Source organism: Escherichia sp. Lx600-2 (assembly GCF_036662595.1).
GTDB lineage: Bacteria > Pseudomonadota > Gammaproteobacteria > Enterobacterales > Enterobacteriaceae > Escherichia > Escherichia coli.
The window spans coordinates 78,397-91,717 of record NZ_JAYQWM010000007.1 but is presented as its reverse complement, the minus strand read 5'-3'; the positions used below and the strand labels follow the sequence as shown (position 1 = coordinate 91,717).

At 49.9% G+C, this 13,321-nt stretch carries 15 protein-coding genes; 10 read left to right on the top strand and 5 right to left on the bottom strand.

Annotation, left to right across the window (positions count from 1 at the left end; genetic code table 11):
• The first annotated feature begins 18 nt into the window (after positions 1-18).
• From pabB to OQV04_RS04440, 4 genes are all read left to right on the top strand, one after another.
• A complete protein-coding gene (gene pabB / locus OQV04_RS04455) occupies positions 19-1,380 on the top strand; it encodes an aminodeoxychorismate synthase component 1 (protein WP_032281026.1) in 1,362 nt (453 codons plus the stop codon).
• A gap of 3 nt (positions 1,381-1,383) precedes the next feature.
• Complete coding sequence (locus OQV04_RS04450; RefSeq protein ID WP_000456725.1) at positions 1,384-1,962, top strand: CoA pyrophosphatase; 579 nt, start codon at positions 1,384-1,386, stop codon at positions 1,960-1,962.
• A 183-nt stretch (positions 1,963-2,145) separates the two neighbouring features.
• Positions 2,146-3,510 carry an L-serine ammonia-lyase gene (sdaA, locus tag OQV04_RS04445; protein ID WP_000624298.1) on the top strand — a complete coding sequence of 455 codons (1,365 nt, stop codon included), beginning with the start codon at positions 2,146-2,148 and terminating at the stop codon, positions 3,508-3,510.
• 130 nt (positions 3,511-3,640) lie between these two features.
• A complete protein-coding gene (locus OQV04_RS04440) occupies positions 3,641-5,239 on the top strand; it encodes an EAL domain-containing protein (RefSeq protein ID WP_032281027.1) in 1,599 nt (532 codons plus the stop codon).
• Positions 5,240-5,242: 3 nt separating this feature from the next.
• Here the strand turns inward: OQV04_RS04440 and yoaE are convergent, their stop codons facing one another.
• Both yoaE and OQV04_RS04430 read right to left on the bottom strand, forming a co-directional pair.
• Positions 5,243-6,799 carry a CNNM family cation transport protein YoaE gene (gene yoaE / locus OQV04_RS04435; RefSeq protein WP_000394984.1) on the bottom strand — a complete coding sequence of 519 codons (1,557 nt, stop codon included), beginning with the start codon at positions 6,797-6,799 and terminating at the stop codon, positions 5,243-5,245.
• Complete coding sequence (locus OQV04_RS04430; protein ID WP_001327808.1) at positions 6,787-6,945, bottom strand: protein YoaL; 159 nt, start codon at positions 6,943-6,945, stop codon at positions 6,787-6,789. The genes yoaE and OQV04_RS04430 overlap by 13 nt, the downstream gene beginning before the upstream one ends.
• A 316-nt stretch (positions 6,946-7,261) precedes the next feature.
• Between OQV04_RS04430 and manX the strand changes: the two genes are divergently transcribed.
• The 6 genes from manX to mntP all read left to right on the top strand — a co-directional run bounded on the left by manX (position 7,262) and on the right by mntP (position 11,469).
• Positions 7,262-8,233: a PTS mannose transporter subunit IIAB gene (manX, locus tag OQV04_RS04425; RefSeq protein ID WP_000150543.1), complete on the top strand. Its 972-nt coding sequence runs from the start codon at positions 7,262-7,264 to the stop codon at positions 8,231-8,233.
• Between the two features lie 62 nt (positions 8,234-8,295).
• On the top strand, positions 8,296-9,096 hold the full coding sequence (gene manY, locus OQV04_RS04420) for a PTS mannose transporter subunit IIC (protein WP_000406926.1): 801 nt from the start codon (positions 8,296-8,298) through the stop codon (positions 9,094-9,096).
• 12 nt (positions 9,097-9,108) lie between these two features.
• A complete protein-coding gene (gene manZ / locus OQV04_RS04415; protein WP_000228655.1) occupies positions 9,109-9,960 on the top strand; it encodes a PTS mannose transporter subunit IID in 852 nt (283 codons plus the stop codon).
• 54 nt (positions 9,961-10,014) lie between these two features.
• Complete coding sequence (locus OQV04_RS04410) at positions 10,015-10,473, top strand: DUF986 family protein (RefSeq protein WP_000156258.1); 459 nt, start codon at positions 10,015-10,017, stop codon at positions 10,471-10,473.
• A 310-nt stretch (positions 10,474-10,783) separates the two neighbouring features.
• A complete protein-coding gene (locus OQV04_RS04405; protein ID WP_000547919.1) occupies positions 10,784-10,906 on the top strand; it encodes a hypothetical protein in 123 nt (40 codons plus the stop codon).
• Positions 10,903-11,469 carry a manganese efflux pump MntP gene (gene mntP, locus OQV04_RS04400; RefSeq protein WP_001296134.1) on the top strand — a complete coding sequence of 189 codons (567 nt, stop codon included), beginning with the start codon at positions 10,903-10,905 and terminating at the stop codon, positions 11,467-11,469. The genes OQV04_RS04405 and mntP overlap by 4 nt, the downstream gene beginning before the upstream one ends.
• On the opposite strand, the gene rlmA is transcribed toward mntP, so the two are convergent.
• From rlmA to OQV04_RS04385, 3 genes are all read right to left on the bottom strand, one after another.
• Positions 11,466-12,275 (bottom strand): 23S rRNA (guanine(745)-N(1))-methyltransferase, encoded by an 810-nt coding sequence (gene rlmA / locus OQV04_RS04395; protein WP_032281029.1) that lies wholly within the window; start codon positions 12,273-12,275, stop codon positions 11,466-11,468. The two genes, mntP and rlmA, sit on opposite strands and share 4 nt — an antisense overlap.
• A 165-nt stretch (positions 12,276-12,440) precedes the next feature.
• Positions 12,441-12,650 carry a transcription antiterminator/RNA stability regulator CspE gene (gene cspE, locus OQV04_RS04390; RefSeq protein WP_001062678.1) on the bottom strand — a complete coding sequence of 70 codons (210 nt, stop codon included), beginning with the start codon at positions 12,648-12,650 and terminating at the stop codon, positions 12,441-12,443.
• 12 nt (positions 12,651-12,662) lie between these two features.
• Positions 12,663-12,806: a DUF2627 domain-containing protein gene (locus tag OQV04_RS04385; RefSeq protein ID WP_001295496.1), complete on the bottom strand. Its 144-nt coding sequence runs from the start codon at positions 12,804-12,806 to the stop codon at positions 12,663-12,665.
• Between the last annotated feature and the right edge of the window lie 515 nt (positions 12,807-13,321).

The window sequence follows — 13,321 nt, the reverse complement described above, 5'->3', positions numbered from 1 at the left end:
CCAGTAGAGTCAGGACTGATGAAGACGTTATCTCCCGCTGTGATTACTTTACCCTGGCGTCAGGACGCCGCTGAATTTTATTTCTCCCGCTTAAGCCACCTGCCGTGGGCGATGCTTTTACACTCCGGCTATGCCGATCATCCGTATAGCCGCTTTGATATTGTGGTCGCCGATCCGATTTGCACTTTAACCACTTTAGGTAAAGAAACCGTTGTTAGTGAAAGCGAAAAACGCACAACGACCACTGATGACCCGCTACAGGTGCTCCAGCAGGTGCTGGATCGCGCAGACATTCGCCCAACGCATAACGAAGATTTGCCATTTCAGGGCGGCGCACTGGGGTTGTTTGGCTACGATCTGGGCCGCCGTTTTGAGTCACTGCCAGAAATTGCGGAACAAGATATCGTTCTGCCGGATATGGCAGTGGGTATCTACGATTGGGCGCTCATTGTCGACCACCAGCGTCATACAGTTTCTTTGCTGAGTCATAATGATGTCAATGCCCGTCGGGCCTGGCTGGAAAGCCAGCAATTCTCGCCGCAGGAAGATTTCACGCTCACTTCCGACTGGCAATCCAATATGACCCGCGAGCAGTACGGCGAAAAATTTCGCCAGGTACAGGAATATCTGCACAGCGGTGATTGCTATCAGGTGAATCTCGCCCAGCGTTTTCATGCGACCTATTCTGGCGATGAATGGCAGGCATTCCTTCAGCTTAATCAGGCCAACCGCGCGCCATTTAGCGCTTTTTTACGTCTTGAACAGGGTGCAATTTTAAGCCTTTCGCCAGAGCGGTTTATTCTTTGTGATAATAGTGAAATCCAGACCCGCCCGATTAAAGGCACGCTACCACGCCTGCCCGATCCTCGGGAAGATAGCAAACAAGCAGAAAAACTGGCGAACTCAGCGAAAGATCGTGCCGAAAATCTGATGATTGTCGATTTAATGCGTAATGATATCGGTCGTGTTGCCGTAGCAGGTTCGGTAAAAGTACCAGAGCTGTTCGTGGTGGAACCCTTCCCTGCCGTGCATCATCTGGTCAGCACCATAACGGCGCGACTACCAGAACAGTTACACGCCAGCGATCTGCTGCGCGCAGCTTTTCCTGGTGGCTCAATAACCGGGGCTCCGAAAGTACGGGCTATGGAAATTATCGACGAACTGGAACCGCAGCGACGTAATGCCTGGTGCGGCAGCATTGGCTATTTGAGCTTTTGCGGCAACATGGATACCAGCATTACTATCCGCACGCTGACTGCCATTAACGGACAAATATACTGCTCTGCGGGCGGTGGAATTGTCGCCGATAGCCAGGAAGAAGCGGAATATCAGGAAACTTTTGATAAAGTTAATAAGATATTACGCCAACTGGAGAAGTAAGACGTGGAATACCGTAGCCTGACGCTTGATGATTTTTTATCGCGCTTTCAACTTTTGCGCCCACAAATTAACCGGGAAACCCTAAATCATCGTCAGGCTGCCGTGTTAATCCCCATCGTCCGTCGACCGCAACCGGGGTTGTTGCTGACTCAGCGTTCAATTCATCTGCGTAAACACGCTGGACAAGTGGCATTCCCTGGAGGTGCAGTCGATGACACGGACGCATCAGTTATCGCCGCCGCGCTGCGCGAAGCTGAAGAAGAGGTTGCTATACCGCCTTCCGCCGTTGAAGTTATCGGCGTGCTGCCGCCCGTCGATAGCGTAACTGGCTATCAGGTAACCCCAGTGGTCGGCATTATCCCGCCCGATCTGCCGTATCGCGCCAGTGAAGATGAAGTCTCGGCGGTGTTTGAAATGCCGCTCGCCCAGGCATTACATCTGGGTCGTTATCACCCTTTAGATATCTACCGCCGTGGCGATTCACATCGGGTATGGCTGTCCTGGTACGAACAGTATTTTGTATGGGGAATGACCGCAGGCATAATTCGTGAGCTGGCGCTGCAAATTGGTGTGAAACCCTGACTATACTTATCTTTACATCTACAAAACACTACTTGAGACAATCATCGCAATATTAGTTAAATCGCGGTTTTTGATTAGTTTAATTCATGTGAATAGTTAAGCCAGTCGCCGCGTTCCCTCTTACACTATGCGCTGTTATTAGTTCGTTACTGGAAGTCCAGTCACCTTGTCAGGAGTATTATCGTGATTAGTCTATTCGACATGTTTAAGGTGGGGATTGGTCCCTCATCTTCCCATACCGTAGGGCCTATGAAGGCGGGTAAACAGTTCGTCGATGATCTGGTCGAAAAAGGCTTACTGGATAGCGTTACTCGCGTTGCCGTGGACGTTTATGGTTCACTGTCGCTGACGGGTAAAGGCCACCACACCGATATCGCCATTATTATGGGTCTTGCAGGTAACGAACCTGCCACCGTGGATATCGACAGTATTCCCGGTTTTATTCGCGACGTAGAAGAGCGCGAACGTCTGCTGCTGGCACAGGGACGGCATGAAGTGGATTTCCCGCGCGACAACGGGATGCGTTTTCATAACGGCAACCTGCCGCTGCATGAAAACGGTATGCAAATCCACGCCTATAACGGCGATGAAGTCGTCTACAGCAAAACTTATTATTCCATCGGCGGCGGTTTTATCGTCGATGAAGAACACTTTGGTCAGGATGCTGCCAACGAAGTGAGCGTGCCGTATCCGTTCAAATCTGCCACCGAACTGCTCGCGTACTGTAATGAAACCGGCTATTCGCTGTCTGGTCTCGCTATGCAGAACGAACTGGCGCTGCACAGCAAGAAAGAGATCGACGAGTATTTCGCGCATGTCTGGCAAACCATGCAGGCATGTATCGATCGCGGGATGAACACCGAAGGTGTACTGCCAGGCCCGCTGCGCGTGCCGCGTCGTGCGTCTGCCCTGCGCCGGATGCTGGTTTCCAGCGATAAACTGTCTAACGATCCGATGAATGTCATTGACTGGGTAAACATGTTTGCGCTGGCAGTTAACGAAGAAAACGCCGCCGGTGGTCGTGTGGTAACTGCGCCAACCAACGGTGCCTGCGGTATCGTTCCGGCAGTGCTGGCTTACTATGACCACTTTATTGAATCGGTCAGCCCGGACATCTATACCCGTTACTTTATGGCGGCGGGCGCGATTGGTGCACTGTATAAAATGAACGCCTCTATTTCCGGTGCGGAAGTTGGTTGCCAGGGCGAAGTGGGTGTTGCCTGTTCAATGGCTGCTGCGGGTCTTGCAGAACTGCTGGGCGGTAGCCCGGAACAGGTTTGCGTGGCGGCGGAAATTGGCATGGAACACAACCTTGGTTTAACCTGCGACCCGGTTGCAGGGCAGGTTCAGGTGCCGTGCATTGAGCGTAATGCCATTGCCTCTGTGAAGGCGATTAACGCCGCACGGATGGCTCTGCGCCGCACCAGTGCACCGCGCGTCTCGCTGGATAAGGTCATCGAAACGATGTACGAAACCGGTAAGGACATGAACGCTAAATACCGCGAAACCTCACGCGGTGGTCTGGCAATCAAAGTCCAGTGTGACTAATACTTCTTACTCGCCCATCTGCAACGGATGGGCGAATTTATCCCCGCTTTCTCGTCTGCTGTAATATTCCCCACTACACTTCCACTGTTGCGTCAGGCGTTTGTCGCCATACGCTTACAGGGTGGCCCGCATGCAAAAAGCACAACGGATCATTAAAACCTATCGCCGTAATCGAATGATTGTTTGTACGATTTGCGCACTCGTTACGCTCGCTTCGACCCTGAGCGTGCGATTTATTTCACAGCGTAACTTAAATCAACAACGGGTAGTACAATTCGCCAATCACGCTGTAGAGGAATTAGATAAAGTACTGCTTCCCCTACAGGCAGGTAGCGAAGTCTTGCTTCCGCTGATTGGTCTGCCCTGCTCTGTCGCCCATTTGCCATTACGTAAACAGGCGGCAAAACTCCAAACTGTGCGATCCATTGGCCTGGTGCAAGACGGCACACTTTATTGCTCCAGCATTTTTGGTTATCGCAATGTGCCCGTCGTGGACATTCTGGCTGAACTTCCTGCACCGCAACCACTTTTACGCCTGACGACCGACCGTGTCCTGATTAAAGGCAGTCCGGTTTTGATTCAATGGACGCCTGCAGCGAGCAGTAGCAATGCAGGGGTCATGGAGATGATTAACATCGACTTACTGACGGCAATGCTCCTTGAGCCACAACTGCCGCAAATCAGTAGCGCCAGCCTGACGGTGGACAAACGGCATTTGCTCTATGGTAATGGGCTGGTAGATTCCCTTCCGCAACCTGAAGACAATGAAAACTATAAGGTTTCTTCGCAACGCTTTCCTTTTACCATTAACGTTAATGGTCCGGGGGCTACGGCGCTGGCATGGCACTATCTTCCAACACAATTACCGCTGGCGGTGCTGCTAAGTTTACTGGTGGGCTACATCGCCTGGCTGGCGACCGCTTACCGGATGAGCTTTTCCCGCGAAATCAATCTGGGCCTGGCGCAACATGAGTTCGAATTGTTCTGTCAGCCTTTGCTTAATGCGCGCAGCCAGCAATGTATTGGTGTAGAGATTTTGCTGCGCTGGAACAATCCGCGTCAGGGCTGGATTTCACCGGATGTGTTTATTCCTATCGCGGAAGAACATCATTTAATTGTGCCACTGACCCGCTATGTGATGGCAGAAACCATTCGTCAGCGCCATGTTTTCCCGATGAGTAGTCAGTTTCATGTTGGCATTAACGTCGCACCCAGCCATTTTCGCCGTGGTGTGCTGATAAAAGATCTCAATCAGTACTGGTTTAGCGCTCACCCGATTCAGCAACTGATCCTCGAAATCACCGAACGCGATGCCTTACTGGATGTTGATTATCGGATTGCCCGCGAGCTACATCGTAAAAACGTCAAACTGGCGATTGATGACTTCGGCACCGGCAACAGTTCATTTTCCTGGCTTGAAACATTACGTCCTGACGTGCTGAAAATTGATAAGTCATTTACCGCAGCTATAGGTTCTGACGCGGTTAACTCGACGGTGACCGATATCATCATCGCGCTGGGGCAAAGACTGAATATTGAACTGGTGGCGGAGGGCGTGGAAACGCAAGAACAGGCGAAGTATTTGCGCCGTCATGGCGTGCATATTTTGCAAGGGTATTTGTACGCACAGCCGATGCTGCTACGTGATTTTCCCAAATGGCTGGCGGGCAGCCAACCGCCGCCCGCCCGGCATAATGGACATATCACGCCCATTATGCCGTTACGTTAACGCTTACTCATCTTCATCGTGCGTCGGTTGCTCTTTAACAATGCGAACCAGATCAACACGATAATCATTGGCTTCAATGATGGTGATATGCAGTGGCCCTACATCAATCACATCCCCCACACGGGGAATGTGACCATTTGCCGAGATCACGAGGCCCGCGACCGTCGCGATATCATCGTCATCGGCAAGGTGCTCAACATCAAGCGCCTGCTGCAAGGCATGCAAATCTGTACCGCCTTTTACCAGCCAGCCGTCACCATCAGTAATGATTTCCGGCGTTTCGTCAGCGTCCGGGAATTCACCCGCAATGGCTTCCAGCACATCCAGCGGCGTGACCAAGCCTTGTACCACACCAAACTCGTTGGTCACGATAACAAAGCTCCCGCGAGCACGACGCAGCACGCCCAGCAGGTTGATCGGATCGAGGGTTTCAGGGACGATAATCGCCGGAGACGCCGAAGCAATCGCCGCCACATCAACGCCCTCTTCCAGCGCCACCAGCAGTTCTTTAGCACGTACGATTCCGATGATTTCATCCAGTTCACCGCGACATACCGGGAACAGGCTGTGCGGTGAGGAGAGCAGCTGCTCGCGGATTTCATCGACCCCGAGATTAGCGTCAACCCAGCTTATTTCACCGCGCGGCGTCATGATCCCGCGCAGAGAACGCGACGCCAGCGTCAGTACGCCGTTAATCATGTAACGTTCTTCTTCGGCAAATGCACCTTCCGGGATCGGCATCGGCATCGGGTTATCGGCATCGTGCTGAACATTGGCCTGACGTTTCCCGCCCATCAAACGCAGGATGGCATCGGCAGTACGGGCTCGCAGCGGCAAAGTCGACTGGTGACGAATAAAGTTGCGACGCGCAATCTGGTTAAACACTTCGATGATGATCGAGAAGCCAATCGCGGCATACAGGTAACCTTTCGGAATGTGGAAACCGAAACCTTCTGCCACCAGACTCAGACCAATCATTAACAGGAAGCTCAGACAGAGCACCACCACCGTGGGGTGCTGGTTAACGAATCGCGTCAGCGGTTTGGATGCCAGCAACATAACCGCCATCGCAATCACTACCGCCGCCATCATCACCGGCAGATGGTTAACCATCCCTACTGCAGTAATTACCGCATCCAACGAGAAGACGGCGTCAAGGATGACAATCTGTGTGACGACCACCCAGAAACTGGCGTAGCCTTTACCGTGGCCGGAATCATGATCGCGGTTTTCCAGCCGTTCATGCAGTTCGGTTGTTGCTTTGAACAGCAAGAATATCCCCCCGAACAACATAATCAGGTCGCGTCCGGAGAAGGAGAAATCCATGACGGTAAATAGCGGTTTGGTCAGCGTGACCATCCATGAAATCAGCGACAGCAGCCCCAGACGCATAATCAGCGCCAGTGATAACCCCAGCAAACGCGCTTTATCGCGTTGTTTTGGCGGCAGTTTGTCAGCAAGAATGGCGATGAAGACCAGGTTATCGATACCCAGCACAATTTCGAGAACAACAAGCGTGAGTAGCCCCGCCCAAATTGAGGGGTCCATTAAGAATTCCATGACAAGCTCCTGCTTAAGGAATAGCTATTCGACGCCAGAAATAATGCAGGCGTAACGACAAAATGCAAACGAAAGGTGCGGCATAGAGTGCCAGAAAGGCAGGCGTTAAAAGGCCTGATGCTGAAATGACGTCGGTGACGATCCATACTGCGGGCTACTGCCCTATACTCCATGATTGTTAAACGGGAGTTAAACATATCAGAGACGCCTCTGATTTGGCAAAGATTTACCTTCCTTTGCAAACGAATGTGACAAGGATATTTTACCTTTCGAAATTTCTGCTAATCGAAAGTTAAATTACGGATCTTCATCACATAAAATAATTTTTTCGATATCTAAAATAAATCGCGAAACGCAGGGGTTTTTGGTTGTAGCCCTTATCTGAATCGATTCGATTGTGGACGACGATTCAAAAATACATCTGGCACGTTGAGGTGTTAACGATAATAAAGGAGGTAGCAAGTGACCATTGCTATTGTTATAGGCACACATGGTTGGGCTGCAGAGCAGTTGCTTAAAACGGCAGAAATGCTGTTAGGCGAGCAGGAAAACGTCGGCTGGATCGATTTCGTTCCAGGTGAAAATGCCGAAACGCTGATTGAAAAGTACAACGCTCAGTTGGCAAAACTCGACACCACTAAAGGCGTGCTGTTTCTCGTTGATACATGGGGAGGCAGCCCGTTCAATGCTGCCAGCCGCATTGTCGTCGACAAAGAGCATTATGAAGTCATTGCAGGCGTTAACATTCCAATGCTCGTGGAAACGTTAATGGCCCGTGATGATGACCCAAGCTTTGATGAACTGGTTGCGCTGGCAGTAGAAACAGGCCGTGAAGGCGTGAAAGCACTGAAAGCCAAACCGGTTGAAAAAGCCGCGCCAGCACCCGCTGCCGCAGCACCAAAAGCGGCTCCAACTCCGGCAAAACCAATGGGGCCAAACGACTACATGGTTATTGGCCTTGCGCGTATCGACGACCGTCTGATTCACGGTCAGGTCGCCACCCGCTGGACCAAAGAAACCAATGTCTCCCGTATTATTGTTGTTAGTGATGAAGTGGCTGCGGATACCGTTCGTAAGACACTGCTCACCCAGGTTGCACCTCCGGGCGTAACAGCACACGTAGTTGATGTTGCCAAAATGATTCGCGTCTACAACAACCCGAAATATGCTGGCGAACGTGTAATGCTGTTATTTACCAACCCAACAGATGTAGAGCGTCTCGTTGAAGGCGGCGTAAAAATCACCTCTGTTAACGTCGGTGGTATGGCATTCCGTCAGGGTAAAACCCAGGTGAATAACGCGGTTTCGGTTGATGAGAAAGATATCGAGGCGTTCAAGAAACTGAATGCGCGCGGTATTGAGCTGGAAGTCCGTAAGGTTTCCACCGATCCGAAACTGAAAATGATGGATCTGATCAGCAAAATCGATAAGTAACGTATTGTGTTGATTATCACTCAGTTTTCACACTTAAGTCTTACGTAAACAGGAGAAGTACAATGGAGATTACCACTCTTCAAATTGTGCTGGTATTTATCGTAGCCTGTATCGCAGGTATGGGATCAATCCTCGATGAATTTCAGTTTCACCGTCCGCTAATCGCGTGTACCCTGGTGGGTATCGTTCTTGGGGATATGAAAACCGGTATTATTATCGGTGGTACGCTGGAAATGATCGCGCTGGGCTGGATGAACATCGGTGCTGCAGTTGCGCCTGACGCCGCTCTGGCATCTATCATTTCTACCATTCTGGTTATCGCAGGTCATCAGAGCATTGGTGCAGGTATTGCACTGGCAATCCCTCTGGCCGCTGCGGGCCAGGTACTGACCATCATCGTTCGTACTATTACCGTTGCTTTCCAGCACGCTGCGGATAAGGCTGCTGATAACGGCAACCTGACAGCGATTTCCTGGATCCACGTTTCTTCTCTGTTCCTGCAAGCAATGCGTGTGGCTATTCCGGCCGTCATCGTTGCGCTGTCTGTAGGTACCAGCGAAGTACAGAACATGCTGAATGCGATTCCGGAAGTGGTGACCAATGGTCTGAATATCGCCGGTGGCATGATCGTGGTGGTTGGTTATGCGATGGTTATCAACATGATGCGTGCTGGCTACCTGATGCCGTTCTTCTACCTCGGCTTCGTAACCGCAGCATTCACCAACTTTAACCTGGTTGCTCTGGGTGTGATTGGTACTGTTATGGCAGTGCTCTACATCCAACTTAGCCCGAAATACAACCGCGTAGCCGGTGCGCCTGCTCAGGCAGCTGGTAACAACGATCTCGATAACGAACTGGACTAACAGGTGAGCGAAATGGTTGATACAACTCAAACTACCACCGAGAAAAAACTCACTCAAAGTGATATTCGTGGCGTCTTCCTGCGTTCTAACCTCTTCCAGGGTTCATGGAACTTCGAACGTATGCAGGCACTGGGTTTCTGCTTCTCTATGGTACCGGCAATTCGTCGCCTCTACCCTGAGAACAACGAAGCTCGTAAACAAGCTATTCGCCGTCACCTGGAGTTCTTTAACACCCAGCCGTTCGTGGCTGCGCCGATTCTCGGCGTAACCCTGGCGCTGGAAGAACAGCGTGCTAATGGCGCAGAGATCGACGACGGTGCTATCAACGGTATCAAAGTCGGTTTGATGGGGCCGCTGGCTGGTGTAGGCGACCCGATCTTCTGGGGAACCGTACGTCCGGTATTTGCAGCACTGGGTGCCGGTATCGCGATGAGCGGCAGCCTGTTAGGTCCGCTGCTGTTCTTCATCCTGTTTAACCTGGTGCGTCTGGCAACCCGTTACTACGGCGTAGCGTATGGTTACTCCAAAGGTATCGATATCGTTAAAGATATGGGTGGTGGCTTCCTGCAAAAACTGACGGAAGGGGCGTCTATCCTCGGCCTGTTTGTCATGGGGGCATTGGTTAACAAGTGGACACATGTCAACATCCCGCTGGTTGTCTCTCGCATTACTGACCAGACGGGCAAAGAACACGTTACTACTGTCCAGACTATTCTGGACCAGTTAATGCCAGGCCTGGTACCACTGCTGCTGACCTTTGCTTGTATGTGGCTACTGCGCAAAAAAGTTAACCCGCTGTGGATCATCGTTGGCTTCTTCGTCATCGGTATCGCTGGTTACGCTTGCGGCCTGCTGGGACTGTAAGACTGTTGTACACTACCGGGGCCTTTTGGCCCCGTTTTTTTATCTGGAGGATTAATGACAATCACGGACCTGGTACTGATTCTTTTCATCGCCGCACTCCTGGCCTTCGCGATCTACGATCAGTTCATCATGCCCCGCCGTAACGGCCCCACCCTGCTGGCAATTCCTTTGCTCCGGCGTGGTCGCATCGATAGCGTTATCTTCGTCGGATTGATTGTCATTCTTATCTATAACAACGTCACGAATCATGGTGCGTTAATAACGACATGGTTATTAAGCGCACTGGCTCTGATGGGTTTTTATATATTCTGGATCCGCGTTCCGAAGATCATCTTTAAACAAAAAGGTTTTTTCTTCGCCAATGTCTGGATTGAATATAGCCGAATCAAAGCGATGAACTTGTCGGAAGATGGCGTGTTGGTGATGCAATTAGAACAGCGTCGGCTGTTAATCCGCGTTCGAAATATCGACGATCTGGAAAGAATTTATAAACTTCTCGTTTCAACTCAATGAGTTATTAATTTAGCCAAAGCTATGTTTAGTGTATTTTTAATAATCAGACATAGCTTAGGCTATATTATCTCTTCCCTTATTTGTTATTTATTTTAACGTTTCATTGATATATAAATCTAAATGAAAATCGTTATCAATAAAGCAATGAAATAATATATTCCAACAGTTGTTTTATATTCTCAAAATATGTTAAGGTTGCGCCCTCATTTGGGGAGTAGCCGATTTCCAGATTCCGGAAATGTACGTGTCAACATACTCGTTGCAAAACGTGGCACGTACGGACTGAAGACTTTCAGTCAGGCGAGACCATATGCACATCAATCGCTATGCCTGCATGAACGCGAAAACCCATCGCGGCTTGTTGTTCATGTATGCATGTTTGCTGGGGGCGATGATGTGTTTTATGGATACCCCGGTCAGGACGTTGTCATGAATATCACTGCTACTGTTCTTCTTGCGTTTGGTATGTCGATGGATGCATTTGCTGCATCAATCGGTAAAGGTGCCACCCTCCATAAACCGAAATTTTCTGAAGCATTGCGAACCGGCCTTATTTTTGGTGCCGTCGAAACCCTGACGCCGCTGATCGGCTGGGGAATGGGCATGTTAGCCAGCCGGTTTGTCCTTGAATGGAATCACTGGATTGCGTTTGTGCTGCTGATATTCCTCGGCGGGCGAATGATTATTGAGGGTTTTCGTGGCGCAGATGATGAAGATGAAGAGCCGCGCCGTCGGCACGGTTTCTGGCTACTGGTAACCACCGCGATTGCCACCAGCCTGGATGCCATGGCTGTGGGTGTTGGTCTTGCTTTCCTTCAGGTCAACATTATCGCGACCGCATTGGCCATTGGTTGTGCAACCTTGATTATGTCGACATTAGGGATGATGGTTGGTCGCTTTATCGGCTCAATTATTGGGAAAAAAGCGGAAATTCTCGGCGGGCTGGTGCTGATCGGCATCGGCGTCCAGATCCTCTGGACGCACTTCCACGGTTAATAAGAACGCTGCCAGAGGTGAATATTAAAGTCCGTCTGGCAGTCGAACACTTCTTTTGCTGCCAGTGTTTGCCAGACTTCTGGCTTCGCACGCCAGGCAAACGGCGTCATCTGCAATAATGCGACGGCTTCATGACCGCGAAGACGCATCGGATAACACAACTCATCACTCTGCTGTAATGTAAAACCTTCCAGTTGTTCTGCATGAGGTGCATGAAGATGTACTTCATTGTAAATCAGCCCCTTCAGCTCCATCAAATGTCGCGGTCCCGGCGTGGCAGTAATGACCCAGCCGCCGGGCTTCACTACTCGTGCTAATTCTTCTGCTTTACACGGCGCGTAAATACGTATTATGGCGTCCATACTGGTATCGGAAAACGGCAAACGGTGGCTGGAAGCGACACAAAGAGTGACCTGCGGATAGCGTTTCGCCGCCGCTTTTATCGCTACCTTCGAAACATCCAGACCAAACGTGGTGATTTCGGGCAACGCATCGGCAAATGCGTGTGTGTAATACCCTTCACCACAGCCAATATCCAGCACCGCCGTGGCCTTTTCATTAAGCCGTTCCCGCAGTTGGGCGACAATTGCATCACGCAGCGGCTGATAATGTCCGGCATCTAAGAATGCGCGGCGTGCTTGCATCATTTCCGCGCTGTCGCCCGGATCACGAGACCGTTTATGCTGAACGGGCAGCAGATTGACATACCCTTCTTTCGCCATATCAAACTGATGTCGTTGGGGACAGATATAGCTGTTTTTTTCACGCGTAAGAGGCTGATGGCAAAGTGGACAGGAAAACGACATGACAACTCCGGCAGGATACTAAAGGCCGCAAGTGTAACGCGAATCACGCGGCGGGCAAATATCCGAACGCCAGGAGCGAAGATAAAGCATAGTAAAAAGCCTCGCATTCGACGAGGCTTTATAGCGAGATTGAAGCGTATTCACACTTCAGATCAGTGGATTCGATCAGATAGCTGTTACGTTAACTGCTGCCGGACCTTTCTGGCCGTCCTGAATTTCGAACTCAACGTTCTGACCTTCAGCCAGAGTTTTGAAGCCATTACCCTGGATAGCGGAGAAGTGTACGAACACGTCTTTGCTGCCATCAGCAGGAGTAATGAAGCCAAAACCTTTAGACTCGTTGAACCACTTAACCTGACCTTTAATCTTTGCCATTTGAAAAATTCCTTAGATTGTTTTCTTCGCCCGCAGGCATAACATAGATAAAACTGACACATTACTGCATGAGGCACCAATATAAGGCTCGGCAGAGAAGCGGTATTCAACGTCAACGTGTTTACTCAGGACTTCTTTACTGAAAATGCCACACATAAACAGAACTGTACCTCGTTTAACCCGAAATCTGTTATCACATACAACGTTAATTATGGCAAGCCATTTTTAAACATGTCTCGATCAGACGCACAAATCTCGATACGTCTTCCACTTTTTTTGCACACTTATGCAACGGAATACGCGCCGATATATCATTGTGCTTAACCTTGCCAGTTCAGGCAGATACTTAAACTGGCGTAGTTTCTAACATAGTTCAATAAGTTCAGTTGTTCCAGGCCAGTGGGAGAAGTTATTACATAGTGCGTGCAATATCACATTTTCTGCTATGCAATGAATAAAAAGTTATATCACTTTTTCTCATAAAACAGTCAGTTAACGGCTATCAATTACCCTAAAGAGAAGTCAATCCCCAAAGGGATTGAAAATTTAAAATAAGAAAAATTGATGAATGAGCAAAAAATCAAGAGAGAAACGTTTCGCTAATAAATAATACCACGCTTAATCACAAATCCGATGTAAACATCCTAATAAATTAATGAGGAAAATATCTT